Source organism: Glutamicibacter sp. ZJUTW, from assembly GCF_008370855.1.
Lineage (GTDB): Bacteria > Actinomycetota > Actinomycetes > Actinomycetales > Micrococcaceae > Glutamicibacter > Glutamicibacter nicotianae.
In genome coordinates this window covers 1,671,936-1,698,863 of record NZ_CP043624.1, presented here as the reverse complement: position 1 = coordinate 1,698,863, position 26,928 = coordinate 1,671,936, and the positions used below count along the sequence as shown (strand labels likewise).

The 26,928-nt window shown below is 62.0% G+C and carries 25 protein-coding genes, 2 tRNA genes and 1 other RNA gene; 11 read left to right on the top strand and 17 right to left on the bottom strand.

All coding sequences use genetic code 11. The features are described from left to right. Positions 1 to 26: 26 nt before the first annotated feature. Positions 27 to 812, bottom strand: a complete 786-nt coding sequence (locus F0M17_RS08005) for an ABC transporter ATP-binding protein (RefSeq protein ID WP_149596881.1) — start codon at positions 810 to 812, stop codon at positions 27 to 29. 189 nt (positions 813 to 1,001) lie between these two features. Between F0M17_RS08005 and serB the strand changes: the two genes are divergently transcribed. Then, on the top strand, positions 1,002 to 1,922 hold the full coding sequence (gene serB, locus F0M17_RS08000; protein WP_149596880.1) for a phosphoserine phosphatase SerB: 921 nt from the start codon (positions 1,002 to 1,004) through the stop codon (positions 1,920 to 1,922). Positions 1,923 to 2,146: 224 nt separating this feature from the next. Then, a complete protein-coding gene (locus F0M17_RS07995; protein ID WP_246857165.1) occupies positions 2,147 to 3,832 on the top strand; it encodes a VanW family protein in 1,686 nt (561 codons plus the stop codon). 146 nt (positions 3,833 to 3,978) lie between these two features. Here F0M17_RS07995 and F0M17_RS07990 read toward each other — a convergent pair whose 3' ends face one another. Both F0M17_RS07990 and F0M17_RS07985 read right to left on the bottom strand, forming a co-directional pair. Further along, positions 3,979 to 4,728, bottom strand: a complete 750-nt coding sequence (locus F0M17_RS07990) for an SDR family oxidoreductase (RefSeq protein ID WP_038991001.1) — start codon at positions 4,726 to 4,728, stop codon at positions 3,979 to 3,981. Positions 4,729 to 4,762: 34 nt separating this feature from the next. Beyond that, positions 4,763 to 5,521 (bottom strand): beta-ketoacyl-ACP reductase, encoded by a 759-nt coding sequence (locus tag F0M17_RS07985; RefSeq protein WP_174520595.1) that lies wholly within the window; start codon positions 5,519 to 5,521, stop codon positions 4,763 to 4,765. A gap of 179 nt (positions 5,522 to 5,700) precedes the next feature. On the opposite strand from F0M17_RS07985, the gene F0M17_RS07980 reads away from it, so the two are divergent. The 3 genes from F0M17_RS07980 to F0M17_RS07970 are packed head-to-tail and all read left to right on the top strand — an operon-like array spanning position 5,701 to position 7,271. Beyond that, positions 5,701 to 6,117 (top strand): DUF3099 domain-containing protein, encoded by a 417-nt coding sequence (locus tag F0M17_RS07980; RefSeq protein WP_158024656.1) that lies wholly within the window; start codon positions 5,701 to 5,703, stop codon positions 6,115 to 6,117. Then, the gene (locus F0M17_RS07975) at positions 6,117 to 6,362 is read left to right on the top strand and encodes a hypothetical protein (protein ID WP_038990998.1); all 246 of its coding nucleotides are present in this window, start codon (positions 6,117 to 6,119) and stop codon (positions 6,360 to 6,362) included. The genes F0M17_RS07980 and F0M17_RS07975 overlap by 1 nt, the downstream gene beginning before the upstream one ends. Next, positions 6,363 to 7,271, top strand: coding sequence for an SURF1 family protein (locus F0M17_RS07970; protein WP_149596878.1), 909 nt, complete (start codon positions 6,363 to 6,365; stop codon positions 7,269 to 7,271). 75 nt (positions 7,272 to 7,346) lie between these two features. On the opposite strand, the gene F0M17_RS07965 is transcribed toward F0M17_RS07970, so the two are convergent. From F0M17_RS07965 to mptB (F0M17_RS07935), 7 genes are all read right to left on the bottom strand, one after another. Beyond that, the gene (locus tag F0M17_RS07965; protein WP_149596877.1) at positions 7,347 to 7,793 is read right to left on the bottom strand and encodes a hypothetical protein; all 447 of its coding nucleotides are present in this window, start codon (positions 7,791 to 7,793) and stop codon (positions 7,347 to 7,349) included. A 69-nt stretch (positions 7,794 to 7,862) separates the two neighbouring features. Then, a complete protein-coding gene (locus F0M17_RS07960; RefSeq protein ID WP_149596876.1) occupies positions 7,863 to 9,464 on the bottom strand; it encodes an ABC-F family ATP-binding cassette domain-containing protein in 1,602 nt (533 codons plus the stop codon). A 150-nt stretch (positions 9,465 to 9,614) separates the two neighbouring features. After that, positions 9,615 to 10,718 carry a GTP pyrophosphokinase family protein gene (locus F0M17_RS07955; RefSeq protein WP_149596875.1) on the bottom strand — a complete coding sequence of 368 codons (1,104 nt, stop codon included), beginning with the start codon at positions 10,716 to 10,718 and terminating at the stop codon, positions 9,615 to 9,617. A gap of 82 nt (positions 10,719 to 10,800) precedes the next feature. Then, positions 10,801 to 11,571: a DUF2637 domain-containing protein gene (locus tag F0M17_RS07950; RefSeq protein WP_052253742.1), complete on the bottom strand. Its 771-nt coding sequence runs from the start codon at positions 11,569 to 11,571 to the stop codon at positions 10,801 to 10,803. Positions 11,572 to 11,702: 131 nt separating this feature from the next. After that, positions 11,703 to 12,806, bottom strand: a complete 1,104-nt coding sequence (locus tag F0M17_RS07945) for a VanZ family protein (protein ID WP_149596874.1) — start codon at positions 12,804 to 12,806, stop codon at positions 11,703 to 11,705. Positions 12,807 to 12,863: 57 nt separating this feature from the next. Next, on the bottom strand, positions 12,864 to 14,345 hold the full coding sequence (gene mptB / locus F0M17_RS07940) for a polyprenol phosphomannose-dependent alpha 1,6 mannosyltransferase MptB (protein WP_073706291.1): 1,482 nt from the start codon (positions 14,343 to 14,345) through the stop codon (positions 12,864 to 12,866). Further along, positions 14,345 to 15,871, bottom strand: a complete 1,527-nt coding sequence (gene mptB / locus F0M17_RS07935; RefSeq protein WP_149596873.1) for a polyprenol phosphomannose-dependent alpha 1,6 mannosyltransferase MptB — start codon at positions 15,869 to 15,871, stop codon at positions 14,345 to 14,347. The genes mptB (F0M17_RS07940) and mptB (F0M17_RS07935) overlap by 1 nt, the downstream gene beginning before the upstream one ends. 212 nt (positions 15,872 to 16,083) lie before the next feature. Between mptB (F0M17_RS07935) and orn the strand changes: the two genes are divergently transcribed. Together orn and F0M17_RS07925 are read left to right on the top strand one after the other, a co-directional pair. Next, positions 16,084 to 16,695 (top strand): oligoribonuclease, encoded by a 612-nt coding sequence (orn, locus tag F0M17_RS07930; protein ID WP_073706293.1) that lies wholly within the window; start codon positions 16,084 to 16,086, stop codon positions 16,693 to 16,695. A gap of 159 nt (positions 16,696 to 16,854) precedes the next feature. Next, positions 16,855 to 16,930: transfer RNA gene (locus tag F0M17_RS07925), tRNA-His, on the top strand. An 83-nt stretch (positions 16,931 to 17,013) separates the two neighbouring features. On the opposite strand, the gene F0M17_RS07920 is transcribed toward F0M17_RS07925, so the two are convergent. After that, a complete protein-coding gene (locus F0M17_RS07920; protein ID WP_371737257.1) occupies positions 17,014 to 17,604 on the bottom strand; it encodes a DapH/DapD/GlmU-related protein in 591 nt (196 codons plus the stop codon). Between the two features lie 304 nt (positions 17,605 to 17,908). Between F0M17_RS07920 and F0M17_RS07915 the strand changes: the two genes are divergently transcribed. The 3 genes from F0M17_RS07915 (at position 17,909) to def (ending at position 20,413) form a co-directional block, all read left to right on the top strand. Then, positions 17,909 to 17,984: transfer RNA gene (locus tag F0M17_RS07915), tRNA-His, on the top strand. A gap of 683 nt (positions 17,985 to 18,667) precedes the next feature. Beyond that, complete coding sequence (locus tag F0M17_RS07910; protein ID WP_149596872.1) at positions 18,668 to 19,816, top strand: acyl-CoA dehydrogenase family protein; 1,149 nt, start codon at positions 18,668 to 18,670, stop codon at positions 19,814 to 19,816. Between the two features lie 24 nt (positions 19,817 to 19,840). Next, the gene (gene def / locus F0M17_RS07905) at positions 19,841 to 20,413 is read left to right on the top strand and encodes a peptide deformylase (RefSeq protein WP_121866782.1); all 573 of its coding nucleotides are present in this window, start codon (positions 19,841 to 19,843) and stop codon (positions 20,411 to 20,413) included. A 26-nt stretch (positions 20,414 to 20,439) separates the two neighbouring features. On the opposite strand, the gene F0M17_RS07900 is transcribed toward def, so the two are convergent. The 4 genes from F0M17_RS07900 to rnpB form a co-directional block, all read right to left on the bottom strand. Beyond that, complete coding sequence (locus F0M17_RS07900; RefSeq protein WP_149596871.1) at positions 20,440 to 21,486, bottom strand: winged helix DNA-binding domain-containing protein; 1,047 nt, start codon at positions 21,484 to 21,486, stop codon at positions 20,440 to 20,442. Positions 21,487 to 21,629: 143 nt separating this feature from the next. Further along, positions 21,630 to 22,256, bottom strand: a complete 627-nt coding sequence (locus tag F0M17_RS07895) for a hypothetical protein (RefSeq protein WP_149596870.1) — start codon at positions 22,254 to 22,256, stop codon at positions 21,630 to 21,632. 231 nt (positions 22,257 to 22,487) lie between these two features. Next, positions 22,488 to 23,945 (bottom strand): glyceraldehyde-3-phosphate dehydrogenase, encoded by a 1,458-nt coding sequence (locus F0M17_RS07890; RefSeq protein ID WP_149596869.1) that lies wholly within the window; start codon positions 23,943 to 23,945, stop codon positions 22,488 to 22,490. A gap of 234 nt (positions 23,946 to 24,179) precedes the next feature. Further along, positions 24,180 to 24,535: RNase P RNA component class A (gene rnpB / locus F0M17_RS07885), an RNA gene on the bottom strand. Positions 24,536 to 24,668: 133 nt separating this feature from the next. Between rnpB and F0M17_RS07880 the strand changes: the two genes are divergently transcribed. Continuing rightward, positions 24,669 to 25,457: a YaaA family protein gene (locus tag F0M17_RS07880; RefSeq protein WP_149596868.1), complete on the top strand. Its 789-nt coding sequence runs from the start codon at positions 24,669 to 24,671 to the stop codon at positions 25,455 to 25,457. Positions 25,458 to 25,518: 61 nt separating this feature from the next. Here the strand turns inward: F0M17_RS07880 and F0M17_RS07875 are convergent, their stop codons facing one another. Together F0M17_RS07875 and F0M17_RS07870 are read right to left on the bottom strand one after the other, a co-directional pair. Further along, positions 25,519 to 25,905 carry a VOC family protein gene (locus F0M17_RS07875; RefSeq protein WP_149596867.1) on the bottom strand — a complete coding sequence of 129 codons (387 nt, stop codon included), beginning with the start codon at positions 25,903 to 25,905 and terminating at the stop codon, positions 25,519 to 25,521. A 12-nt stretch (positions 25,906 to 25,917) separates the two neighbouring features. After that, the gene (locus F0M17_RS07870; RefSeq protein WP_149596866.1) at positions 25,918 to 26,871 is read right to left on the bottom strand and encodes a Nif3-like dinuclear metal center hexameric protein; all 954 of its coding nucleotides are present in this window, start codon (positions 26,869 to 26,871) and stop codon (positions 25,918 to 25,920) included. Positions 26,872 to 26,928: the final 57 nt, after the last annotated feature.

Sequence of the window (26,928 nt, the reverse complement as noted above, 5' to 3'; positions counted from 1 at the left end):
GGAGCTTTCCCCTTTAGTTATTGTTGTTAGCTGCGTGCGAAAGCCGAAAAGCGTCCACCTTCACGGCGCAGGCTCAGCGGCACGCCGTAGGTTGCTTCCAGGTTTTCTTCGTTGAGCGTGGAGTCGATCTCGCCGGCGGCGACGACTTCGCCGTCACGCATCATCAAGATGTGGGTGAATCCCGCTGGCACCTCTTCAAGGTGGTGGGTCACCAGAACCAGTGCTGGAGCATCATCGTCGGCTGCCAGTTCAGCCAGCTTGCCAACCAGGTCTTCGCGACCGGCAAGGTCCAGGCCAGCTGCCGGCTCATCGAGAATCAGCAGCTCGGGATCGGTCATCAAGGCACGGGCGATCAGCACGCGCTTGCGTTCGCCTTCGGAAAGCTTGCCGAAAGGCTGGTTCATGAAGGTCGACATGCCCCAGTTGTGCAGCAGGTGGAAAGCACGGCGCTCATCGAGCTTCTCGTACTTCTCGCGCCAGCGGCCGGTCATGCCGTAGGCGGCAGTGAGCACCACATTCAGCGCGGTCTCGTTGGCTGGAATGGAGTTGGCAACCAGGGCCGAGCTCAGGCCGATCAGCGGACGCAGATCGAAGACCGAAACCTTGCCCAAGCGTTCACCAAGAATATCCGCGGTACCGCGGGTGGGATGCAACCGAGTAGCTGCGATGTTCATCAAGGTCGACTTGCCGGCGCCATTGGGGCCGATCACAATCCACCGCTGTCCTTCTTTGACTTCCCAGGACACGTCCTTGAGCAGTTCTTTTCGCCCGCGTACAACGCTGACATCTTTGAAAGTTAGCACTTCGCTCATGGTATTCAAGATTAGACTTTCCACCCCTGTTTCACTAATCGGAAATGCCGTGCAAGTCCCAAAAATCGCCGGATTGACCTGCATCGCCTCCTGTTGCAATGCCAGTTCGCGCCCATCGGACCGGTGCCTGCACCCGGGGCCAGCACGTCATGTTTGGTCGTAATCACCGGGGCAATGAAAAATGGTTGCATGGCTTCATCATTGGTTTTCGCATCCCGCCCATCCCTTTCCCGCACCGACTTCGCCGCTGTCCTGCAGCGGGCAACGGGAGCCGGACTGATCCCGGATGCCGACGAAAGCCGGATAAAAACCAAGGAAGCGCGATTGGTTGCCAAATTCCGCATCGAGCAGGCCGATCACGCTCAGCTGCAGCAGGCTGCCAAGCAATTCGTCGATGCCCTGGTCGCCGACGGGGCACTGGATTACGCGGACTTGTGCGTAGCTGTGGTGCCTGCCGAGCTTACCGAGGCACCACAGCTCCTGCTGCTGATGGATGTCGATTCCACCTTGATCAAGCAGGAAGTCATCGAATTGCTCGCCGCCCACGCTGGACGGGAAGAAGAAGTGGCTGCGGTGACCGAGGCCGCGATGCGCGGCGAATTGGACTTCGCCCAATCGTTGATCCAGCGCGTAGCTACATTGAAGGATCTGCCAGTTGATGTCCTCGCCGAGGTAGGCCAGCGCATTATCTTCTCCGACGGCGCCGAATCCCTAGTCAAGCGGTTCCATGCGGCCGGGCACAAGGTCGGCGTAGTTTCCGGCGGGTTCCAGCAGATTCTGGATCCGCTGGCCGCCCACCTCGGACTGGACCATGCGCTGGCCAACACCTTGGGGATCACCGGAGGAATTCTTGACGGTACCGTTCACGGCCAGATTGTCGACCGTGAAATGAAGGAAACAATGCTGCGCGCTTGGGCGCAGGAGCACCAGATCCCGATGGCTGCAACGATCGCCGCCGGAGATGGCGCCAACGACCTCGCCATGGTTGCCGCCGCAGGGTTGGGGGTTGCTTTCAACGCGAAGCCCGCCCTGCGCGACGAAGCGGACGTGCGTCTGGACTTCTCGCGCTTGGATGCCATCGCCGACCTGGTTCTCGATGATTTGGCTTAGTGGAATCCAACAACTGCATAACGATTATGCGCTCACGGGCTATTGATATCTGGATCGGTTGTTCCAGCAGTTAGTATTTCTATTGATGCGTGCAACGGCTTGAGGCATTAGCCTTGGCCGCGCGCCGAGCCCCCATCGCTTTCGAAAGAGCTACTAGACCAGTGCAGACCCCCTCCCCGGACAGTTCCTCATCTACGCCTACTCACTCTCAGCAAGACAAGAAAATGCAGAAGGGCAAGGCCAAGCCTTGGATCATTGCCGGTTCTTGCGTGGCAGCCGTAGCCGCAGCATATTTCGGCGGAGCAGCCTTTGTCAGCTCCCAGGTCCCGGCCAACGCCTCCATTGCGGGTGTGAATATCGGTTCCATGAATAAGGACCAGGCTCGCGCCGAGCTGGAACGCGAGGTTCTCCCCCTGGCTGAGAAGCCAGTGGATGTCACTGTCAACGGTGAAAAGTACACACTGGATCCTGCCAAGGCCGGTCTGGAACTGAACGTTGAAGACACCGTCAATGAACTGACGTCCTACGAAATCAACCCGGTCAAGCTCTACGAACGCCTCACCGGCGAGTTCCACGTCACCCCTGCAGTAGACGTTGACGAGGATAAGCTGGCCGCGCAGCTCGATGCACTGGCCCAGAAGGCCAACGCCGAGGTTGCCGAAGGAACCATCGAATTCGGCGATGGCACCTCCAAGCTGACCAAGCCCGTTGACGGCGTCGCGCTGAAGACCGAGGAAGCCGCCGACTTGATCAGCGACGACTGGGAAATTGCCGGCCCTGCGATCGCCCTGCCAGCCGATGTCATCAAGCCGCAGATTTCTGCCGACACCCTGCAGGCCTTCTACGACAAGGACGTCAAGACGCTGCTGAAGGACGAAGTCACCCTGGCCTCGGGCAAGAAGAAAGCAACCATCTCGGTCGCATCCATTGCCGCGGCAGCCAGCTACGCGCCCAAGGACGGTGCTCCGGCGATCGCCTTGGACGACAAGAAGCTCTACAAGGCGGCAACGAAGAACTCCGATCTTTCCAGCACCGCCAAGGATGCGCAGATCGTCTTGAAGGACGGCAAGCCTTCGATCATCAAGTCTTCCAAGGGCATCTCGCTGGAGACCAAGGGCCTGGGTGCCAAGGTCTTGGCCGCGACGGCCGCCAAGAATCGTACTGCCGAAGTCGAGATGACCGAGAAGGAAGCGGACTTCACCACCGCAGATGCGAAGAGGCTTGGCATCAAGGAACCGATCGTCACCTTCTCCACCCCGTACCCTGCCTCAGACACCGTGCGCACCAAGAACCTGCGTGCCGGTTCGGCTCGCGTCAACGGGGACATCATCAAGCCGGGCGAACGCTTCTCGCTGCTCGAAGCCCTGGGCCCGATCACCGTGGCCAACGGCTACTACAGCTCCGGGGTTGTGGAAAGCGGCTTCAGTACCGAAGCCGTTGGCGGCGGGCTCTCGCAGATCTCCACCCAGATGTACAACGTCGGCTTCCTGGCCGGCTACGACGACATCACCCACAAGCCGCATTCGCGCTGGTTCGAACGCTACCCTGCAGGACGCGAAGCTACCCTGTGGGAAGGCCAGATCGACATGATCTGGGAGAACAACACCCCCTACGGCGTGATGATCCAGGCATGGGTTTCGGGCGACAAGGTCAATACCCGCCTGTGGTCCACCAAGTACTGGGATGTCTCGCAGAAGAGCTCGGGGAAGTACAACCTGACCAACCCGGAAACCAAGTACAACCCGGCCGAGAAGTGCGTCTCGGAATCCGGCGGCAAGAAGGGCTTCAGCATCGATATCACCCGTTACCGGGAGACCATCGACGGCTCCAAGAAGCTGCCAGCCGAAACCAAGAGCTGGACCTACAGCCCATGGCATAAGATCGTCTGCGGCGAAAAGCCGAAGGACTAGATCTGCCCTAATCGCCGGGCGCCTCCTTTACGGAAGGTGCCCGGCGATTTTTCATGCCGGCTGTTGCGGCCACGGCACGAAAAAGCTGGCGGCCGGAACCCTGAAACAGGGTTCCGGCCGCCAGCTGCTGCAGGTTGCTGCGGGGCCTACTTGCCCGACTGCGTCAGGAAGTCGCCTGCGCCGCCAACCAGCTCGGTGTGGCCGGTCTCGACGTCGGCGAAGACCATCTTGGCTACCTCGGCACCGAACTCCTCAACGGAGTACAGCTTGCCGGCAGCTTCGCGGCGGGCGTCGATGGCACCTGGCTCCATGCGGTTGAGCAGGGTTGCGGTGATCGTGCCTTCGATCATGTCGCCGGAAACCACCACGAAGGTGATGTTCTTCTCGGCGAGCTCCGGGATCATTTCACGCAATGCATCTTCGCCGGCACGCTTCGACTTCGCTACGGCGTCGTAGGCATCCATGGTGCTGACTTCGTTGATGAAGTGCGCCTGGTGGCTGGTCACGAAAACCACGCGGCCGCCCTCGCTGAGCTTGGGCAGCGCAGCCTGGAGCATCGCGACCTGCGCGTCGCGGTTCAGGCGCAGCGCGTAGTTCTCGCCCATGGAGGTTTCCATGCCGCCCGAAGCGTTCAGCACGACGACGTCCAGCGAACCGAAATTCTCCACGGCGGCGTCGACCAGAGCCTGCGGACCCTCAGCCGAGGTCAGGTCTGCGCCGACGGCCACTGCCTTGCCGCCCTTTTCCTCAATGGCGGCGACAATCTTGTTGGCGCGTGGGGCCTTGGCGCGGTAGTTGACCACGACGCCAATGCCCTGCTCGGCCAGCAGCTGAGCGGTGACTGCACCGATGCCGCGGGAGGAACCGGTAACAACGGCACCCTTGAATTCACTCATGGTGATACTCCTTTAGATCTCTTGCTTAAAACTTCTAGTGGCCCATGCCCAGGCCGCCGTCAACCGGGATCACGGCACCGGAGATGTACGCTGCTTCATCGCTGGCGATCCAGCGGACGACGTTGGCAACTTCCTCTGGTTCAGCAAAGCGGTTGGCCGGAATGCTTTCGAGGTATCCCTTCTGGGTTTCCTCTGGCAAGACGGCGGTCATCTCGGTGTTGATGAAACCCGGAGCCACGACGTTGGCGGTGATTCCGCGCGAACCCAGTTCGCGGGTCAGCGAGCGGGCGATGCCGACCAGACCGGACTTCGATGCCGCGTAGTTGATCTGGCCTGGCGAACCGTACAGGCCCACGACCGAGGAAATCAGCACGACGCGGCCGCGCTTGAGCCGGATCATGCCCTTGGATGCGCGCTTGATAACGCGGAAGGCGCCGGTGAGGTTGGTGTCGATGACCGAGGTGAAGTCGTCTTCGCTCATGCGCAGCAGCAAGGTGTCCTTGGTGACTCCTGCATTGGCGACAAGAACTTCCACTGGACCGTGCGCAGCTTCAACTTCCTTGAAGGCTGCGTCGATGGACTCGCTGTCGGTGACATCTGCCTTGACACCCAGCAGTCCGGCGGGAACCTCGCCGCTGCGGTAGGTGATGGCCACCTTGTCGCCGTTGGCTTCGAATGCGCGTGCAATAGCAAGTCCGATTCCGCGGTTGCCGCCGGTCACGAGGACGCTGCGGCCAGTGGTTGGTTCCGTAGTCAATGTATTTCTCCGTTCATGCGCTTGCGTTCCTGGCATGGAAAACCCTCCATGGGCCAGTCGAAAGCGCACTTTGCCTAGTTAAGTAGCTACTCCGTGAACAATCCTATTAGTTACTCACCAGTTTTACCGCTTCGACAGCGCGTAGAAATTACCCTCTGGGTGATACAAGTGAGACAATGGGAGCAGATCCCGTATTGCAAAGCGAAGTCTTTTACATGTCCTCACAGCCAATGAACCACGGTTCCGGCCAACCCGAAGTTCACCGCATTACCGAAGCGCGCCAGTCGCATACCGCCGAGCGCGATACCCGTGTGCGCAAATACACGATTTCAATGACCGTGCGCCTGGTCTGCTTCGTTCTCGCCTTCTTTTTCGACGGCTGGCTTCGCTGGGTCCTGCTGGTTGGCGCGGTGGTCCTGCCCTACATCGCTGTGGTGATCGCCAATGGAGGTGCGGATCTGACCAAGCGTGAACCGCCAGCCGAGTTCTACAGGGCGCCCGATGCCCATCAACTCGACGCGCCGAAGGACACCGCACAGCGGCAGGAGCGGGAACCAGAGGTAATTGACGGCAACTTTGCCGATGACGAGGAACCAGTGCAACACCCGACAACTTCCCCCAAGGAGGACTAGTGGATCTGCTAGGTTCGCTAGGCGGCCTCCCCGCTGCCGCCGAAATCCAGTGCTCGCGAAAGGGCTGCCGGCAAGGCGCCGACTACCAGCTGCTGTGGAACAATCCGAAAATCCATACCCCGGACCGGCGCAAAATCTGGCTGGCCTGCGAAGAGCATCGCGACTGGCTCGAAAATTACCTCAAGGAACGGCTGCTCTACAAGGAAACGCTGCCAATGCAGGGCAACGAAGGAGAAGGCAAGTAGATGTATCGTTTTCTGGCGAGCACCCGCTGGGTCGGGTGGCTGATACTGGTCGCCATCTTCGCCTCCGCGTGCATTGCCTTGGGCAATTGGCAGAATGACCGCCGCGATGCCGTCCTGGAAGGCATCGAACGGGTCAATCGCAACTACTTCGCCGAGCCGGTGACCGGCAAGCAGGCTCTGGAGAACTTCCACAACCTCGACGAAGACAAGACCTGGATGACCGCCGAGCTGACCGGCGAATACATCGCCGAGGACACCATGATCGTGCGCAACCGCATCAAAGCCGGCCGGCCCGGCTACGAGGTTCTGGTGCCGTTCAAGACCAGCGAAGGCGAAACTGTCATCGTCGACCGCGGCTACCTGCCGATCGGCAACGAGGAAAGCGGCCACCCGGATTCGGTTCCGGCACCGCCAGAGGGCAAGGTAACCGTGGATGTGCGCTTGAAGCCATCGGAAATCCGCTTGGACCGCGGCGCCCCGGAAGGCCAGTTGGCCTCCATCCAGCTCGAAGACTATGCCAAGCAGCTGGATTATGAGATCGCACAGGGTGCCTACGGCCTGATGTATGGAGAGGACCCGGCCCCGGCCGAGGCGCCTCAGCAGCTCGATCCACCGGACATGGACGAAGGCCCTCACCTCTCCTACGAGATCCAGTGGTACATCTTCGGCGTGCTGGCCTTCGTCGGATTCTGGTACGCGGCCCGGCAGCAGAAGAAGCTGAACGCCGAGGAAGCCGCAGAGCGGGCCGAAGCCGAGGCATTGGGTTTGGAAGAGCCGATGCACAAGGTGCGCAAGATCCGGGCGAAGCAGGAGAAGAAGTTCCGCCGCGACGGCACGCTGACCGACGAGGCCATCGAGGATGCAATGCTCGATGAGGCGGAGAATACGCCAGGGGGCACCGCGAAGTAGCAGTGCGCAGCAAACGCAGACCGCGCGGCACGTGGGCATAGTCCAGGTGCCGCGCGGTTTCGCGTTCCATGGCGTTTAGCTTGGCGTGGCCGGCGGGCTCCAGCGGATCCCGCCGTCGCTGCAGTTGGGGGCCTGCTGTTCCGCCCGGTCGTAGCAGGAGGCATCAATCAGGACGCGGTCCCCCACCGGCTCGCCAAGCTCAAGCGTGTACGGCACCGTCTCGTTGCCCTGGCAGTCCTGCCCCTCGCCTTCCAGCGGTTCAACTGCAATGCCGATAGCGATCTGGCCATCGGCAAACTCCACATGTGTGGCGGTGACGTCCCCGGTCTTGCCTGAAGCGCAGGCAAGGCCCATCACGCCGAGTTCCAGGCTGGTGCTCGACGCATTCACTCCAGCCGGGTTGATCAGCGCCCATTGGGCGTTGACTTCGTCGGGCACCTGGACTGCGCAACCGGCCAGCGTACTGGCAAGCAGCGTTGCGGCGCCTGCGAGCACCGGCAATCTGCGTCTTAAAACACTCATGGCTTGGCACATCCCCTTCACGGTGGTGATCTGCCAAGCCTACGAGAGTTCTTTGGTGTTGGTAAGGATCTAGGTCAGCGAGACCAATTCCAGGTAGTCCTCGCTGAACAAGTCCTCATCGCCATCGGGCAGGATGACCACGCGCTCGGGCTTCAGCGCCATGACCGCGCCTTCATCGTGGGACACCATGACCACGGCACCCGGGAAGGTGGACAGCGCGCCGAGCACCTCGGCGCGCGAGGCAGGGTCCAGGTTGTTGGTCGGCTCATCGAGCAGCAGCACGTTGGCGCTGGAGGCCACGATGGTGGCCAGGGCCAGACGGGTCTTCTCGCCGCCGGAGAGCACACCGGCCGGCTTGGTGACGTCGTCGCCGACGAACAGGAAGGAGCCGAGGATGGAACGCACATCGGCATCGTTCAGGTGCTCCGGCGCGTTGCGGCGCATGTTCTCCAGCACGCTGGCATTTGGATCCAGGGTGTCATGCTCCTGGGCGAAGTAGCCGATCTTCAGGCCGTGGCCCGGAACGATTTTCCCGGTATCCGGTTTGGAGACGCCGGCAAGCATGCGCAGCAGGGTGGTCTTGCCGGCACCGTTCAGGCCCAGGATGACCACCTTCGAGCCGCGGTCGATGGCCAGCGAGACGTCGTTGAAGATTTCCAGCGAGCCATAGGCCTTGGACAGGCCTTCGGCCATGAGCGGGGTCTTGCCGCAGGGGGCAGGATCCGGGAAGCGGAGGGCCGCGACCTTGTCGGAGGCGCGCTCTTCCTGCAATCCCGCGAGCATGCGGTCCACGCGCTTGAGCATGGATTGCGCGGCCGAGGCGCCGGAGGCGCGGGCCTTCATCCTGTTCGCCTGGGTCAAGAGGACCGAGGCCTTCTTCTCGATGTTGGCGCGCTCGCGCTTGCGGGCGCGCTCATCGGTTTCGCGCTGGACCTTGTAGCGCTTCCAGTTCATGTTGTAGACATCGACCACGCCGCGGTTCGCGTCGAGGTTCAGCACCTTGTTCACGGTGGCTTCCATCAGCCCGGTGTCGTGGCTGATCATCAGCACGCCGCCGGGGTAGTTCTTGATGAAGTCGCGCAGCCACATGATCGAGTCGACGTCCAGGTGGTTGGTGGGCTCGTCGAGCAGCAGCGTCTCGGCATCCGAGTAGAGGATGCGGGCCAATTCCACGCGGCGGCGCTGGCCGCCAGAGAGGGTGCGCAGCGGCTGGTCCAGGATCCGGTCGGGCAGATCCAGGTTGGCGCAGATGGCCGCGGCCTCGGATTCGGCGGCGTAGCCGCCGGCGGCGATGAATTCAGCTTCCAGGCGGTCGTACTGGCGCAGGGCCTTGGCGGAGACCGCAGGATCCTCGCTGGCCATGTCCTCGCGGTTCTGGGCCAGCTTGGTGACCACCACATCCAGGCCACGGGCGCCGAGGATGCGGTTTCGCGCCAGCTGCTCCATGTCAGGGGTCTTGGGATCCTGCGGCAGGTAGCCGATGGATCCCTTGTGCGTGACTTCGCCAGCGGTTGGCTGGGTCTCTCCAGCGAGGACCTTGGTCATCGTGGTCTTTCCGGCACCGTTACGACCCACCAGTCCGATCTTGTCGCCCTTGTCGATGCGGAAGTTCACTTCGTCCATCAGCAGGCGGGCGCCGACGCGTAGCTCAAGGTTGGCTACGGAAATCATATGGTGTGGCCCTTTCACGCGGGTAATAAAGCTGTGCGGCCCAGAAATTGGGCAACTTGACTAGTCTACCGGCCAACGGCTCCGCGGCTGGCCGAACGTGCACAAACTAACAGTTCCGGGGTTGAGCTGGTTAAAGAATTCGATGCCCGGTCAGTTCCTGGCGCCCAGCTGCGAGCGGTAGTCCATCATCTGGATCAGGCGGCGGCGCAACGAGGCTTCGCGGCGCAGGTCTCCCCCGCTGGTCTTCTCAATGTGGTCCTTGCCGAAGCGCCAGAGCAGCACGTCGTCCAGCAGCCGGTCCGGGCCCGGCGAATAGCGGTGGTCCAGCGCTGCACGCACGTCGGTGACCACATTCGCGTCCAGCAGCTGCGCCAGCTGCCAGGTTTGGCCGATGCCGTGGGCGCCGAGCAGCTCCGCGGCCCAGGACCAGTCGTCATCGCGCTTGCGGTCAACATGCGGCAGCAGCGTCTGCCAGATTTCGCCGATCTTCTCCCCGGTCAGCGGCTCCGATCCGGCGCCCTGCTGATCGTGGTAGCCGTTGAGCCGGTGGTACAGCTCGTCGATGTCGGTGAAGTAGTCCTCGACCGTCTCCAGCATCGCCGCAGTCGCGGTGAAGTGGCGGTCGATCTGCGGATTCCAGGCGGCTTCGCCGGGATGCTTGAAGCGGATGTCATGTTCCATTTCGGACCAGGCATGCTGCAGCACAGTGCGGATCTGCACCTCGAAGACGAAGTTGCCACTGGCCACCACCGGCTTGCCGAGGGCTTCCTGGAATTTGCGCACGACCGGCTCGCTGCGGGTCTTGAGCAGCAGGTGGCGCGAGGAGTAGCCGTAGGTTCCGGACTCCACCGAGCCGATGTCCTTCTCGCGGTCGCTGCGGCAGTCGAAGGAGTCGCGGTTCGACTTGATCAGACTGGCTACCTGCTGGATCTCATGGGGCAGCATCACGATGATGCGGATGCCGACCATGTCGTGGATTTCGCGCAGCGGGTTGGGGAATTCGAGCACCGGGGCGGTCTCGGAATTCTCCTGCAGGCGGCGCGATGCCTTGGCCGCAAAGGATTGCGGGGATTTCACCCGGCCGGTGATGAACAGCGGCTGCACCTCGGAATTGGCGAAGAGCCGGCGGATCTTCGCCTTCATGGCAGACATGACGGTATTCAGTTCGCCGGTCACCGACTTGTACTGCTCAACGGCGGCCGCAATCTGCTCGGAGAACTCGTCGTGCCCCTGGCCCTGCGCCGGATCCCTCATTGATGCCTCCTGGATGCTTCAGCTTCTGTTGAAATGCTGTCCTTCAGTTCGTGTTCACGCGCCAACCGGGTGCGGCTGGGTCCTATGGACGGGACAGGCGCTTGGCCATGTCGTCGAACAATGGAGCCTTGTCCTCGCCGTTCTTCTGCGCGGCGGCCTTGGTCTCCTTGGCTGGCTGCGCATTCTGCTTGATCGGGGTGACCTTCGAGTCCGATCGGCCTGCGGCGATGCCTTCGGCGCGGGCCCGGGCCAGCGCGTCCTGGTGCTCCTGTTCCAGGGCGGCCAGGCGTTCTTCCTCGGCGGTCTTGGTGTCGGCCAAGGCCGCGTTGTAGCCATCGTCATAGGCCACGCCGTACTTCTCGGCGTTTTCCTTTTCCTCGTCGTACTCCAGTTCGGCACGCAGCTTCGCGGCTTCGGACTTCTTCTGGTACATGTGCACGGTCAGGTGGGTGATGGCCAGCAGGACGATTGGCGGCATGGCGGCGACCAGCGCGGACACCAGCGGCGGCACGCCGTTCTCGATGGAGTCCACGGTCAGGATTGCATGGGTGGAGTTCGCCGCGGTGGAAACAATCGCGCCGAAGAACAGCAGCGACCACGGGTAGATCATGGCCTTGCGGTTGAAGCCGTTCAGGGCCACGATGGCTACGGTGGCAGCGACGATCATGCCGTCGATGATGATTGGCCAGATCCATGCCAGGCGCGGGCTGATGCCCGAGCGTTCTGCCAGGTCGGTCAACGCCGCGAATGAGAGCACGAATGCACCGACGGCAATGAGGACCGTCGCGCCTACGGCCGTGCCTAGGACGGCGCGGTGCGGTTCGGCCGGGACCTCTGGTTTGTTATCTTCCATGCTGCTGAGCAGACCTATCTTTTGAGATTAACGGTATGTCTTCAAACGCGAGTTGTGCTGGACCGCGCCGAAAGGCGCAGGCCACCGCGTTCCATTTTAGCTTGCACCCGGCATTGCCGGGGTGCCATGGGTCAAAGTGCGCGGCGGTCGATGAATCCGGTTCCGCTGATTTTTCCGGCCAGTCCCCGGTGATCTGCGTCGAAGATGAAGTAGAAGGCGCTGATCGCGATATAGATCACAGCAAGCATGTTCAGCAGCGGGTAGACGCTGATCTCGTCCATGCTGGTGGAAATCTGGAAAAGGAAGTTGATCCCGCCAAACCCGAGCAGGCTTCGCAGCAACGCCCTGCCTGCCGGGGACGGCCCGCCCTGCTTGCTGGCGACCATCAGCCAGGCGCAGCGCTGGCCGAGGGTGGCCCGCCCCGGGGCCAGGCTCGGCAGCCAGAAGACGAAGAAGACCACGATCAGCGGCAGCCAGAAGTTCATCCACTGTTTGCCGAATTCCATGCCGCCCAGTCGCTGAAGGAGTTCCAGCGCGGCGCTGATGACGAACAGCGCACCGGAGGTGAAGCCCGCATCGAAGACGTTGGCCAGTGCCCGGCGTGCCCGGGTGACCGGCCGCGCCGGCGCCTGGGCGGCGTCGGCTTCCACGGGGCCCGAGAGGAAACGGAACATCGGCAGGTAGGCGATGACCGCGCCGAGCAGCGCGCCGGCGGTGTTGGTGATCAGGTCATCGACATCCGCCACGCGGTAGGCGCAGGTGTACAGCCCCCAGATCCCGGTGTATTGGGTCAGCTCGATGGCCAGCGAGGCGGCGAAGCCCAGCAGCACCCCGGTGATGATGTTGCCGCGCAGCCAGCGCACGGCCAAGATCCCCAGTGGCATGAACAGGATGATGTTGAACAGCACCTGCCACAGCGTGAAGCTGGTTGCGAATCCGCTGAGCCCGCGCTCCACGATGGCCAGCTTGAAGTCGTCGAGGAACCGTCCTGGAACCAGCTGCGGGATGGCCACGCCCGGCCGGCAGAATTCGTCGCGCGAGGAGGGCAGCGGGAGCATGGTGTAGCTGAACAGCCCGAAGCCGTAGATCGCCGCGGTGGCTGTCGTTATGGTGCGGCGCCAGGACAGCCGTCCGTGGCGGCGGTATTGCACGGCCAGCAGGAAGATGCCGGCGGAGGCCAGGAAGAAGGCGCCGCCGAGGATCGCGATAGTCGCTGGCCAGAACATCGTTTGCATATTTCCATCTAAGCGGAATAATCCGTGAGGAAGCTGAGCTGCGGACTGTGAGCTTGGCTATGCTTCCGGCCCGCGCAGCACCCGCTTGGTGGCGGCATCGGCGGTGAAGAGCGCGGCGAACAGGCCCAGGACCACCACGCCGGCCAGCGACTTCATCAGCCAGGCCGAATGCCACTGCTCGATGGAAAGCTGGTCGACGAAGACCGCCACCAGGATGATGCTCGATGCGTGGATCATCAGCTTTTCCGATCCCCAGGCAACCCTGTGCGAAATGGCGAACAGCGCAATCAGCCACAGGATGTACCAGGGCTGGATGATCGGAGCGAGCAGCACCACCGCGGAAAGCGCCCAGGCCGCCAGGCGCACCGGACTGGAGGCGTCCTTGGCCAGCGCCAAGCGCGCGACGATCACCAGGGACAGCAGCTGGAAGATGGCCACCACGATGGTATTCACCAGCGAAATATCGGCACCGAACAGGCCTGCGAGGTTGCTCACCGACCAGCCAATCAGTCCGACCGGAGCATACGGGAACGCCGCGTCTCCCGCGGTGAACATGGCAGGCAGCCAGCCGAACCAGAGGTTGGTGACGGCGCCGATCAGCAGCAGCCAGGTCAGAGACATGGCCGCGACCTTGACCCAGATCTTCCAGCGTGCGCGCATCGTGCGGGTGCGGCCAAGCAGCACCAGTCCGATGAATGGCAGCACCAGCAGCACGATGGGCTTGACCGATACGGCGATGGCCAGGGCCATGGTGGCCGCCATCGGGCGGCGGTCATAGGCGTAGGCGAAGGCGCTGAAGACGCCGGCAATCATCAGCGCGTCGTTGTGGACTCCGCCGATCATGGTCAGCAGGAACAGCGGATTGCCCACGATCGCCCAGTTGGCCCAGTTGGGGCTCTGCCCCATTTTCGCTGCCAGCTTCGCGGTGTAGTGGTAGCAGCCCCAGACGCCGAGCACGGCGATGATGCGCAGCAGGCCCACGCCGACTTCGGGGATGCCGTTCGAGACGAAGTAGATGATGCGCGAGAGCACCAGGAAGAACGGCCCGTAGGGCGAGGGCGACTGCGCCCAGAGGCCGTCGGATCCCCCGTCGAACCAGCCGGGCAGCGCGGAGATGCCTTCGGCGTACGGGGACTTGTCGGCGTGCAGCATCCGGCCCTGCGCCAGATAGGAGTAGACATCGCGGCTGAGGATCGGGAAGCTGAGCATCAGCGGGGCGGACCACATGGCCAGCAGGCGGCTCAGTTCTTTCCGGGAGATCTCGCCTGCGCTCTGCACCCATGGCCGGGCGAGAATCCAGGTCCGGGTCAGCCAGACGATGCCCACGGCCATCAGCACGATGCAGATGATGACCCCCGGCGCATCGGTGCGGAACTCGATGAAGAAGCCGGTGCGGGCCAGCGGGGAAAGCTGGTTGCGCGGGAACCAGCCGATTCCCCAGGAGGCAACGGTGATCAGCGCCGAGGCGATGAACCCTTGCCAGGACAATGACCGCAGGCTTGCGCGTTGCGGTTCCAGCTTTCGCTCCTGCACTGCCACTAGGCCTTCTTGAGTTTCTTGAGCCAGTTCGTCGAGCTGAGCAGATCGGCGCAGATGTTCTTGGTCTTCGGATCGAAGAAGACCAGGTACACGGCGCAGGCAATCGAGATGCCCCAGGAAATCAGCTGGACGCGCGGAACCAGCGACTCCTGCAGGAACTGCCAGACGAAGATCTGGTCAGCGGCCTGGTAGGCGAGGAAGAAGATGGTGGTCAGGTGCAGCCACAGCATCTGCCAGTCGTCGCGCAGCCCGGTGACGGCGAAGAACGGCAGCAGCCACAGCAGGTACCACGGCTGGATCACCGGGGAGAGCACGACAATCGCGGTGAACGCAATGGCCATGCGCTGCACCAGGTGCGAATACTTGCCGCGGAACATCAGCACGAAGGCGATCACCACGCCGATCAAGCGTCCAGCGGTCTTGACCACATCGAGCACGCCGCCGGGATCCAGGCCGAAGGAATGGAAGATGTTCTGGATGCCCACGGTCGCCAGGCCCAGCGGAGCGTAGATCGAGAATCCGGCGCCGGTGTAGTTGAGCATGACCGAGAGCCAGCCGAACCAGTAGCCGTTGAGCCAGCCCACCAGGGTCATCAGCGCGAGGAACAGCATGCCGGTGTAGAACCAGTACAGGATGCGGCGCGGCCATCTGGCGTCCGGGCCCGCCCAGAGCAGGCCGATGAACGGCAGCAGCACCAGGGTGATCGGCTTGACGCCGACCGAGGCGGCGAGCACGACCACCGCCCAGAATCCGTGGCGCTTGCAGGCCAGGTAGACGGCCCATACGGCCAGGCCGGTCATCAGCGAGTCGTTATGCGCGCTGGCCACGAAGTTGACGAGGAACAGCGGGTTGGCCACGGTCATCCAGGTGGCCTTGGCTCCGGACACCGCGTGCAGTTCGGCCAGCTTCGGAACGAAGTGCATGCACAGCAGCACGCCAATGAACGCGATGGCGCGGAAAGCCAGGATGGCCACGTCGGTGGAGCCGCCGACAATGTTGACCACAAGCCATTCGATGCTCAGGTACAGCGGGCCATAGGGGGTGCCGTCCTGGGCCCACATCGTGTCGGTTCCCAGCTGGAACCAGTTGTTCAGCGAGGAAATGCCGTCAACGTAGGGATCCTGCCCGGCGTCGACCAAACGGCCCTGGCCGATGTAGGCGAACACGTCGCGGCTCATGATCGGCAGGGTGACGAGCATCGGGATGCTCCACAGCCAGACGGCGCGGCGGACCACCTTCAGCGACCCTTCGCCCCAGCCCTTGAGCTTCTGTCCCAGCCGCCACCACGAGCGGAAGAGCAGCCAGCAGCCCAGGGCCAGCAGGATCACGCACGCAATCACGCCGGCCGGTTCGGTGCGCAGCATGATGAAGAACGGGTCGCGGTTCAGCGGGGAGACGCTGGCCAGCCAGCCGGTGCCGAAGGATCCGAAGAGGATCAGGGAGGAACCGATGACGCCGCTGAGAAGGGTCCTGTTCACTCCAGCGTAGGGCGGGGAGCTCACTGCGGCTGGGTTGCTGGCTGACACGTTGGCACCTCGGGCTGTAACGGACATGAGTTCGAGAGTAATTAGGCCAGCGTCGCCTGCGCTTTGCCCTTGCGGGCGTGGCACGTCAACAGCCGGAAATCTCAGACGATTTTAGCATTCACCATGCCTTCGGTCCGGTTGGGACACTGTTCTTCCGCGCCGTTAAGAGGGTGCGCTCCCCCACAGCGTTCGCTGAAGTGTAGATTGGTTGCGTGGCTAGTAATTCAGAAAAAATTGTATGGATCGATTGCGAGATGACCGGATTGGATCTGGTTAATGACGCATTGATCGAAGTAGCGGTGCTCATTACCGACTCGGATCTGGAGATCGTCGATGAGGGCATCCAGGTTGTCATCAAGCCCGAGCCGGCGGCTCTGGCGCAGATGGATGACTTCGTGCGCAATATGCATGTGGCCAGCGGCCTGCTGCCCGAGCTGGAGAACGGCATTTCGATGGCCGAAGCCCAGCGCCTGGTGGTCGACTACATCAAGAAGCACGTTCCGGAGCCGAAGAAGGCGCTGCTCGGCGGCAACTCGGTGGGAACCGACAAGAACTTCTTGGCCCGCGATATGCCCGAGGTCATCGAGCACCTGCACTACCGCATTATCGATGTGTCGACCCTGAAGGAACTGAGCCGCCGCTGGTTCCCGAAGGCCCACTATGGCGCTCCGGCCAAGACCGGCAACCACCGGGCGCTGGGCGACATCCAGGACTCGATCAATGAGCTTCGCTACTACCGCCAAGCCATCATGGTTCCGGCTCCAGGCCCAACCTCCGACGAGGCCCGGAAGATCGCCACGGGGATCAGCCAGAGCGCCGGCTAGCTGCCAGGGATGAGCCCCTGGGGCATGGGTGATGCACTGCACAGTGGCCCAGGGGCTTTCCGATTGGCGTCCAAGCGGAAAATACGTGTATAGTATTTCTCGTTGCCCGATACGGAATCGATTCGCAAAAGCGTTCTGACTAGTATCGAAGCGAATATGGTGGGTATAGCTCAGTCGGTAGAGCGTCTGGTTGTGGTCCAGAAGGTCGCGGGTTCAAACCCCGTTACTCACCCCAGCAGTAAAGGCTCGATTCGGAATGGAAATTCCGAGTCGAGTCTTTTGCTTTCCCCGCACGCCAGATTGCACCGCCGCGCAGAATCAGACCGTGCGCACCACCCTGGCTGGCGATCCGACCACCACTGCACCAGCAGGAACATCCTTGGTTACCACCGAGGCAGCAGCAACCACAGCATTGTCGCCGATCGTCACGCCGGAAAGTATCGTCGCATTCGCGCCAACCCAGACATTGCGCCCAATGCTCACCGGGGCCGGAAGCATGTCAGCTCGACGGGCAGGATCGAGATCATGGTTGAGCGTAGCCACGACGACGTTATGGCCGACCAAGCACTCGTCCCCGATGCTGATGCCGCCCTGGTCCTGGAACTTGTACCCGGCATTGATGAAGACGCGCTTGCCCAGTTTGATATTGCGTCCAAAGTCCGAGTTGAACGGCGGGAACAACACCACCGAATCGTCAACATGCCTGCCGGTCAATTGCCGGAGGAGCTCGTGCACTTCATGTGGACTGCGGTAGCCGCTATTCAATTCCGCGCAGATGCGCAACGCGTCCTGGCTCGCGCTATGCATGAGAGCATGCAGCTCAGAACCGGCGGCAATTCGCTGGCCGGAATCCAGCACTTCCAAAAGATCATCAACGTCCACGACTCCCCCATCAGCGATTCGTGCCATTAGGTCGAACTAGAGCGGCTTTCGTCCATCCTCATGGAGCCAGGTTATCCGCCTCACTTGCCATACCACTGTGGCACCAGGCGCCGCAGGCAAGGGCAACAGCATGGCACTGAACATCACCCGTTATGCCAGATCAGCAGCGCACGACAGGTTCCCAATCACGAATCATGAGCATCGCGTCACAATCCCATTGGCAGCACTGGGCGAATTGGTATTTCTGGCTCGAATGCGTGTATAGTAATTTTCGTTGCCCGGTACGAAATCTTGAGCGCTATTGCTTCTGACTAGTATCGAAGTAGACATGGTGGGTATAGCTCAGTCGGTAGAGCGTCTGGTTGTGGTCCAGAAGGTCGCGGGTTCAAACCCCGTTACTCACCCCAGTTCGAAAGATCTGGTTTGGAATGGAAATTCTGAACCAGATCTTTTTTGCTTCCAGCACTGTGGAGCTCCATGACCACGGCGGCACATTTCCTGGCTCAGTGTTCGACTTCATACCGCCGACAGCCATCGCATGAACCCGTGAGATACAAGGTCATGCCCAAGACGGGCAAAACGGTTTCACTGAACAGACGAGCTCCTCGTCACGCTGCCTCGCTGCTCCCCGCCCAGAGCGACCTGCAATCCGCCTATCAACCGTCCAAATGGAGCGTCAACCACACGGGGCACCCAGACGCATCGGGCTGCGCGCCACGCAAAGTCACGAGTCCAGGCACGGGCAAGACCGGCAAGCCCAGTCCATTACCGAGGCCAGCTGCAAGCACGATACGGAAGCGCCTAGATGAACAGGAAACTCGGCCCTACCGGCGAGCGCAACGCCGCCCAAATGAGGCATTAAGTCATATTTCGGCAGGTTGAAACACTGATTCGAAAGTATGTTCGAATGCTCGGCGTTTCGAGGTCTAACCCCGTGTTTTTCGAGACTTTTTGCGTTATTTGGTGACTTGAATCGTTGTTTGCCCTGGCGAATAGGCATGAATTGGCCTGAGCAACCATAATGGATCATGTACTTCGGCAAGCCAGTGAGCTACATGCCTTCGTTCTACCCACCGAAAGGTACTCCCCTGTGAAACGCGCGCTCTTTGAAGAGGACCACGAGCAGTTCCGTGAACTGGCTATGGAGTTCAATGCCCGGGAGATTTCCGGCAAATACGCCCAGTGGGAGAAGGAGCACCAGATCCCTCGTGAGGTGTGGCAGGCCGCCGGCGAAAACGGCCTGCTGGGTCTTGCCGTGCCCGAGGAGTTCGGTGGCATGGGGATCGATGACTACCGCTTCCGTGTAGTGCTTGACGAGGAGTTCGTGCGTGCCGGGCATCTGGCCGTGGCATTGGCATTCCACCTGCATGACGATCTGGTTCTGCCTTATCTGCTGTCCTACGGTTCTGCCGAGCTCAAGGACAAGTGGCTGCCGCGCATGGTCGATGGCTCCACCATTACCTCCTGCGCGTTTACCGAGCCTGGCGCGGGGTCCGACCTGCGTGCCGTACGCACCAAGGCGGTCCGAGATGGAGATGACTGGCTGATCAGCGGGCAGAAGACTTTCATCGGCAATGCGGCCTTCGGCGATGCCGCGCTGGTGCTGGCGCGTACCGATGGCGAAAGCGGACGGGCCACCGAGCAGTCCTTCTCGTTGTTCATGGTCGAGCGTTCCGAGGGTTACACCAATGGCAGCCCCTTCGACAAGATCGGGTTGCGCGCTTCTGATACCGCTGAGCTGTTCTTCGACGATGTCCGCGTTACGGCTGCCGACCTGGTTGGCGAAGCCGGCCAGGGCCTGCCCTACGTCAAGGCGCACCTCCCCCAGGCCCGCCTGGCAATTGCCGTGGCAGCGTCGGCGATCTGCACCGCATCGTTCGAGCAGGCGCTGGAGCATGCGCGGAACCGCTCGACCTTCGGCCAGGCGTTGACCGAGTACCAGAACACCCGTTTCGAGCTGGCCAACCTGAAGACTGAGGCGCATGTCACCCAGAGCTTCGTGGATCGGGCTGTGCTGGCGTTCAACGATGGCGAGCTGGATCCTGCAGAGGCCGCGGAGGTCAAGCTTTGGGCTAGTGAGAGCGCCAAGAAGCTTTCCGATCGGGCGTTGCAGATCCATGGCGGCTACGGCTACATCATGGAGTACCCGATCGCCCAGTCGTTCACCGCCTCGCGCTTGCTGACCATTTTCGGTGGCACAAGTGAGATCATGCGTGAAACTATTGGACGAGCACTCTAAGCACTTTTGAAAGGAACTGATCACGTGCCTATTCGGCAGATCACTGTTTACGGAGAACCCGTACTTCACCAGCGTGCGGTGGAGGTCACCGAGTTCGACGACGCCTTGCGCGAGCTCGTTGCCGATATGCACGTCACCATGGATGAGGCGCACGGTGTCGGCTTGGCCGCTCCGCAGATCGGTTTGGGCCTGCGCATATTCACCTACGTCTTCGCGGACCAGGACGATGCTCCCGAGCGCGGTGTGGTGATCAACCCCAAGCTGACCCTTTCGAAGGTTTCGCAGGCTCCTGCCCATCCCGATGACCATTCGGAGGGCTGCTTGTCCGTACCGGGCTTGAACTACCCGTTGCAGCGCGCCGACTACGCGAAGGTGGAGGGTTTCGATGAGTTCGGCAAGCCGCTCGCCTTCGAGGCCCATGGCTGGTTCGCCCGCATCATGCAGCACGAGTACGACCATCTGGATGGCCTGCTATACGTGGACAAGCTGCAGCCGCGCTGGGAAAAGAAGTGGAAGAAGGCCAAGAAGGCTCTTGGCTGGGGCGTACCGGGCAATACCTGGTTGCCGGGTACCGATGAGGATCCCTTCGGCCACTAGGCCAGTGTCGGTTGCCAGGCAGCCGCCTACCGGGCGGTCTTGAAGTCCAGATACCGCTGATGCAGCGCCGCACCGAGTCGATCGGTCGGCGCTGCTTCTGCGTTCCAGAGCCTTGCCGCCCTGCCTTGTTCAAGCCAGAAGGGCAGGAACATGCCATTCTTTCCCGGCAGGATCTGCTGGGCCATCTGCTCATCGGCTGCCAGCGCCCGATCCGCATAGCCCAGGTAGTACTCGTCAAAGGGACCCAGCAGGCGCAGCGGCAACCGGGTGGACTGCGGCGTTTCAAGCTCGCGGTGGGCCAGGCTTCCGGCAATGACCCAATAGTCTTCTCCTCGCTCATCGTTGCCTGCGCTGACCAGCACGTCACCAAGGGCTTGGGCAGCAGTTCTCATGGCAGAAAGCGTCTGCCCCGCGTACCAGGCTGCGTCGCGGATGGTGGCTGGCCCATGGGAGCTGAGATAGCGGCGCAATATTTCCGCCAGCGGATCCGCTGGTTCCCGGTGCCGTGCGATCCATTGATCGACGAGCACGAAGTCCTGGGCGATGAGCTTAGCAGCATCCGGTATGGGCCCCAGGCAGATCAAACCGTCCAGGGCAAGGACCTGCAGCAGGTGCAAGCCGCGTTGCTTGTCCGTCTCGATTCCGTGCCGGTTCAGCACGTTGAAGAGCCCGGTTCGGCTGGCCTGTCCGGACTCCTGCAAATGCGAGCTGATGACGCCGGCGGTCAGGTCAATGACCTGTGCGTCGATCTGCAGTCCGCGCAGGCGTGCGGCCGCTGAGCGCAGGGTGCGTTCACGGCTAGCGCGCACCAGCCACCGGAGATCCTCGGCGACGCAGATGTGCAGCGTGCCCCGCATGGTCCATGACCGGACCAGTTGACCTTCGGCGAACAGCTCGTCGACTTGCTGGCGCGATTCTTGGGCTGTCGAGCGCTGGGCCAGCCCGTAGCGTCCTGCAGCGAAGTCCTGGGACTGGAAGGCGAGCATGTGCTCTGAGGCTTGCAGCGTGGATTCTGCCGGTTCCAGCAGAAGCTGGCTGGCCATGCGTGCTGCCAGCACCCTGGTCCTGTCCATCGGTCCACCTCGATCCCATCCCCGATGGCGTAGAGCCTAGCAGTCCTGCGCAGCGGATGCGCCTCCGGATCCGTGGATTCCATGCCTCGCCTTGATGTGCAGATGGTCGTTGACGTAAGACTGCCACAGCAACTGGCGACGCCTCACGTCAGCGGCGCGCGACTCCACTCTGCGAGCGCCTGCCTGAGCAGGGACCAGTTGGCGGCGGTTTCGAAGGAGGTTGCCAGGTGCGAATCGCCTAGCCGGTGCATGCAGTACCCGGCCCACGGCACCACGATGAGATCCGTCAACCTGCGCTCCCAGGCGGCGACCAGTACCGGCCGGACCTCCCTGCTGCGCAACACCGGTTCTGGATTCAATCCCAACCACGGATCGAACATTCGTTCCCATTGCTCGAACGCGATGAGGTCGATCCCCTCGTCGCCGTACTGCTGGGTCCAGAAATCATTGCCGGTGGCTGGACCGGTTGCCGCGGTAGTTGCCGCCAGCCCGGGGATGCGGTGGGCACCCTGCGCCTTTCCCGCCCACGCGTTCGACCAGGTCTGGATCCACCGTTGCTCCCACAAGTCCCGGTCCGCTTCATCCGGCAGGGCCGAGGAGCCCGTCTCGGGAACCGGGCTGAGCTGAGGCAGGGCGAGATCTCCGGCCAGGCCCCAGGCCTGCCGGATGAACAGCAGCATCCGGATAGGCTGCGCGTGATCATCCACGGACAGCGACATGTCCGCGGGCCACCGGCCGTGGCGCGGGGCCGGATTAGTTGATCGCATCATGCCCCGAGCCTTGCACAGGGCACTTCCTCTGGCAACGGGTTCTGTGCGCACGGGACAAGACGGCGAGCGACGGGATACGCGCACATTCGGCTGGTTTCGGCGTCGGAACAGAACAGCCGGCACCGCGAATCGCGCACGGGACGGGTTCGGCCTCAATCCTGGCATGCAAGAAGGGACCATCCCAACGCTTGGTTCGTTGGAATGGCCCCTTCAGCTGAAACCCTTGAGGTCCTAGGCGGTGACGGCTTCTGCCTTCACTGCAGGAACTGCGGCTGGGTGGGTGCCGGCCATGGTTTCGATGACGCGGACTACCTGGCAGGAGTAGCCGAATTCGTTGTCGTACCAAACGTAGACGACAGCGTTCTTGCCGGACACGATGGTGGCCAGGCCGTCAACGATGCCAGCGCGGCGCGAGCCGACGAAGTCGGTGGAAACAACCTCAGGCGAATCGATGTAGTCGATCTGCTTGTGCAGGTTCGAGGTCAGCGAGGTTTCGCGCAGGTAGGCGTTCAGCTCTTCCTTGGTGGTCTCGTTCTCAAGGTTGAGGTTCAGGATCGCCATGGAGACATCCGGGGTAGGAACGCGGATGGCGTTGCCGGTCAGCTTGCCTTCGAACTCCGGCAGGGCCTTGGCAACAGCCTTGGCGGCACCGGTTTCGGTGATCACCATGTTCAGCGCTGCCGAGCGGCCGCGGCGCTCGCCCTTGTGGAAGTTGTCGATCAGGTTCTGGTCGTTGGTGAACGAGTGAACGGTCTCGACGTGCCCGTGGGTAACGCCGAACTTCTCGTTCAGCGCCTTCAGCACAGGGGTGATGGCGTTGGTGGTGCACGATGCAGCGGTGACAATCTTGTCTTCTGCGGTGATCCACGAATCGTTGATGCCGTGGACGATGTTCTTCAGATCGCCCTTGCCCGGTGCGGTCAGCAGGACACGGGAAACGCCCTTGGCCTGCAGGTGCTGGGACAGGCCGGCCTCATCGCGCCAGCGGCCGGTGTTGTCAACGACGATGGCGTTGTCGATGCCGTGCTCGGTGTAGTCAATGGTGGTCGGGTCATTCGAGTAGATGACCTTGATCAGGGTGCCGTTGGCGAGGATGGTGCTGTTTTCCTCGTCAACGGTGATCGAGCCGTCGAAGCGGCCGTGCACCGAGTCGCGGCGCAGCAGCGAGGCGCGCTTGACCAAGTCGTTCTCCGCGCCCTTGCGGACTACGATGGCACGCAGGCGCAGGCCGTAGCCGCCGCGCTCGATGAGGATGCGGGCCAGAAGGCGGCCGATGCGGCCGAAGCCGTACAGCACGACATCCTGCGGTTCTGCGTCGGTTGCGCCAGCCTGGCCAACCTTCTCGCCCAATTCATCAGCCAGGAAGGCGTTCAGATCAGCGGAACCGGACTCCTTGAACTTCTTGTTCATACGGCCGAGATCAACGGAGACCGAGCCGACATTCAGGGACTCGATGGCATCGAGGATCGCCTTGGTGTCGTTCAGGTCGAGCTCTTCGCCATCGATGCGGCGCACGACGCGGTGGGCCTTGATGATGTCGATGGCGGACTGGTTGATCAGCTTGCGGCCGTAGACGGAGGTCACCACATTGTTCTTGCGGTACAGACGTCCGATCAGTGGAATCATGGCCTCGGCGAGCTCTTCGCGCCCGCTCCATTCTTGCTGGGCAACGACAGACTGCTGGGTCACAGAAAATCCTTCCAATTCAGCCGACTCGCAGATCCATGAAGTCGGTTGGCACCGTGGGAAGCACCATTGCTTTTGCGGTGGCACGAGGTAACAGGATCATCCTCGTAAGTACATGATCCATTCTAGACCGTGCGCTGAAAAAGCGCGGATCGGGAACTGTGAATCATCTCACGAGCGGGCAAGGGCCGGGCGATGCGATCAGGAATGAAGGGCTGGATGCAGCCATGGGATTAATGAATGGGATGGCCGATACGCCGGGTTTTGTCGCGCCGAAGCGGGACGGTCATCTATCTACGACTGCCGTTGCCGGCAGCCTCTAGCGGTCCACCCGACTGCATGGGGCGAACAGCCCTCATAACGCAGTCTGTCTGACCTTGCTCCGAGTGGGGTTTACCTAGCCACCCCAATCACTTGGGGTGCTGGTGGTCTCTTACACCACCGTTTCACCCTTACCAGGAAAACCTGGCGGTCTATTTTCTGTGGCACTAGCCTGCGGGTTACCCCGAGTGGGCGTTACCCACCACCCTGTTCTGTGGAGCCCGGACGTTCCTCGGGACAATTGCTTGCCACGCGACCGTCTGGCCATCCCATTCACTACCAGTCTAATCGGTTCAGGACAGCCTTCGGACCACTTTCGAGCACTGGATCGCTCACAGCCGGAGTCGCCACGGCGGGGACATGGCCGGCGCAGAGCAGCAGGTGGACTCCGATAAGCTGGAGAGCGTGCTTATTTTTTTGCCGCCTTCCGAAGGCAAGACCGCCCACGCCGAAGGAGCTCCCTTCGAAATCGAAGATCTCTCTTTTCCGGAGCTCTCTGCCGAACGCCGCCTGGTGCTAGACGCCCTTGCAGAAGTCTCGGCAAGGGAAGATGCCATGGACCTGCTGGGGGTCGGAGCTTCGCTGGCCAATGAGGTAGCTCGGAATATCAACCTGCACACCGAGCCGGCCGCCCAGGCTCACGACATCTACTCGGGGGTGCTCTTCGAAGCCCTGGACTACGCGAGCCTGGATGAAGCCGCGCGGCGGCGCGCCGACGAATCCGTCATCGTGATCTCCGCGCTGTGGGGGGCCGTGCGATTTGGCGATCGCATTCCGCCCTACCGCTTGTCCATGTCGGTCAAGCTCGAGCCGCTGGGCAAGCTGGCCACCTGGTGGAAGAAGCGGCTGGCCCCGGTGCTCGATGAGGCGGCCGGCAGCCAGCTGATCGTTGACGCCCGGTCGAGCACCTACGCAGCCGCCTACAAGCCAGCCAGTGGCAACACCGTTGCGGTCAACGTCTTCCAGTTGCGCAACGGAACGCCGAAGGTGGTCTCGCACTTCGCCAAGCACACCCGCGGCGAGGTCGCCCGCTTCCTGGTCGAGCAGCCGGTCGAACCAAGGAATCCTGGAGAATTGCTCGACCTGGTCCAAACCAAGTGGGAAGCGTCGCTGGTGGAAGACAAGAAAGGCCTGGCCCTGAACATCCTGCTACCAGAAGACCACCAGTTCACCACCGTGAAGCCCGCCGCCTGAGAGCGTTGCGAAGGAGAATGATGCCGTGCCAGCCGAGCAATTCCGCTAGGCCTGCATGGCATCATCGCTGCATTGCAACCAGTTCGACTTCGAATCCGGAAGCATCCTCCAAATAGGCCGCATAGTGCTGCGCTCCCCCGGCGTATGGGTGCAGATGCGCGAACATGAGGCTGAAACCGCGCTCCAGCGCTTCGGCGGCCAACGTGTCGACGGCCTGCCTGGTGCCGGCTTGGAAGGCCAAATGGTTCAGCCCTGGAGCCAGCCGGTCATGCCGTTGCTTCTTCGCATCCGGACCTGATTCCAGGACGATATAGAAATCGCCGCAGGAATAGCTGATGCCGTTGGCCCATTGCGAATTGGCCGTGTAGCCCAGACGGGTCAGCAGCCAGCCCAGCGATGCTGTGCTGGCTGCCAAATCCTCCACCCAGATCTCTACGTGGTGCAGCATGCCAAACTCCGGCTATGGAGTCAGGACAAAGTCCCAAGGATCGGAATTCACCTGGGATACCTCGATTTCCACCGCATGTCCCAGATCGTTCAGCACATTGCCCAAGGCGCGGGCACCGGCCGAGAGCCAGACCCATTCCGAAGCGAAGTGGGAAACGTCGATCAGGTAAGGGAAGCCGCCATTGGCAGCTTCGCGCGCTTCGCTTGCCGGGTGATGGCGCAGGTCGGCGGTTACGTACACATCGGCCTGGTGCGAGCGCACCTCGTCAAAGAGAGAATCCCCGGCACCACCGCACAGGGCAACCTTCCGGATGATTCCGCTGCGGTCTCCGGCGACACGCACTCCGCCGGCGACGGCCGGCAGTACGGAGTAGACGCGTTCCGCGAAATCTTCGAGCTTCATCGGCTTCTCCAAGAAGCCCACCCGGCCCAGGCCTTCCTCCGGCAGCCCGTCCTTGGACTCCACCAAAGGCACGCAGTCCTTGAGCCCGAAGGCATCGGCCAGCGCGTCGTTGACGCCCCCGATGGCACTGTCGGCATTGGTGTGCGCGGTCAGCAATGCGGTACCGGATTCAATCAGGCGGTGAATGGCCTCGCCCTTGAACGTCGTGCCGGCAACCTGGGTGACTCCGCGCAACAGCAGCGGGTGGTGAGTGATCAGCAGATCGGCCCCACGCTCGATTGCATCCTCGATCACCTCCAGCGTTGGATCAACAGCCATCACGATCTTGGAAATCTTCTGGCTGGTTCGTCCGGTAACCAGGCCAACGGCATCCCAATCCTCGGCCAATGACTTTGGCCAAAGCTCCTCGGCGGCTTCAAGGACGTTACCCAGGGTCGTCTGCGCAGCCGAGGTGTCTTCCACCGGCTGCTCTGGCTCTTCTTCGGTAACGGGCTTGAGCGTCGAGGCCTCCGGGGAAACGTTGCTCTTCCCCAGGTCTTGCGAGTTATTTGCCTTGCTCTGCATACCAACCAGACTACGCCGTGCCAATGAGGATGGAACAGAATGCAACGCCGCAACGTT

Bases quoted from the DNA above. Each gene is read 5' to 3' on its own strand.
- F0M17_RS08005 (WP_149596881.1), bottom strand. From the start codon at position 812: ATGAGCGAAGTGCTAACTTTCAAAGATGTCAGCGTTGTACGCGGGCGA.
- serB (WP_149596880.1), top strand. From the start codon at position 1,002: ATGGCTTCATCATTGGTTTTCGCATCCCGCCCATCCCTTTCCCGCACC.
- F0M17_RS07995 (WP_246857165.1), top strand. From the start codon at position 2,147: ATGCAGAAGGGCAAGGCCAAGCCTTGGATCATTGCCGGTTCTTGCGTG.
- F0M17_RS07990 (WP_038991001.1), bottom strand. From the start codon at position 4,728: ATGAGTGAATTCAAGGGTGCCGTTGTTACCGGTTCCTCCCGCGGCATC.
- F0M17_RS07985 (WP_174520595.1), bottom strand. From the start codon at position 5,521: ATGCCAGGAACGCAAGCGCATGAACGGAGAAATACATTGACTACGGAA.
- F0M17_RS07980 (WP_158024656.1), top strand. From the start codon at position 5,701: ATGTCCTCACAGCCAATGAACCACGGTTCCGGCCAACCCGAAGTTCAC.
- F0M17_RS07970 (WP_149596878.1), top strand. From the start codon at position 6,363: ATGTATCGTTTTCTGGCGAGCACCCGCTGGGTCGGGTGGCTGATACTG.
- F0M17_RS07965 (WP_149596877.1), bottom strand. From the start codon at position 7,793: ATGAGTGTTTTAAGACGCAGATTGCCGGTGCTCGCAGGCGCCGCAACG.
- F0M17_RS07960 (WP_149596876.1), bottom strand. From the start codon at position 9,464: ATGATTTCCGTAGCCAACCTTGAGCTACGCGTCGGCGCCCGCCTGCTG.
- F0M17_RS07955 (WP_149596875.1), bottom strand. From the start codon at position 10,718: ATGAGGGATCCGGCGCAGGGCCAGGGGCACGACGAGTTCTCCGAGCAG.
- F0M17_RS07950 (WP_052253742.1), bottom strand. From the start codon at position 11,571: ATGGAAGATAACAAACCAGAGGTCCCGGCCGAACCGCACCGCGCCGTC.
- F0M17_RS07945 (WP_149596874.1), bottom strand. From the start codon at position 12,806: ATGCAAACGATGTTCTGGCCAGCGACTATCGCGATCCTCGGCGGCGCC.
- F0M17_RS07920 (WP_371737257.1), bottom strand. From the start codon at position 17,604: ATGGCACGAATCGCTGATGGGGGAGTCGTGGACGTTGATGATCTTTTG.
- F0M17_RS07900 (WP_149596871.1), bottom strand. From the start codon at position 21,486: ATGGACAGGACCAGGGTGCTGGCAGCACGCATGGCCAGCCAGCTTCTG.
- F0M17_RS07895 (WP_149596870.1), bottom strand. From the start codon at position 22,256: ATGATGCGATCAACTAATCCGGCCCCGCGCCACGGCCGGTGGCCCGCG.
- F0M17_RS07875 (WP_149596867.1), bottom strand. From the start codon at position 25,905: ATGCTGCACCACGTAGAGATCTGGGTGGAGGATTTGGCAGCCAGCACA.
- F0M17_RS07870 (WP_149596866.1), bottom strand. From the start codon at position 26,871: ATGCAGAGCAAGGCAAATAACTCGCAAGACCTGGGGAAGAGCAACGTT.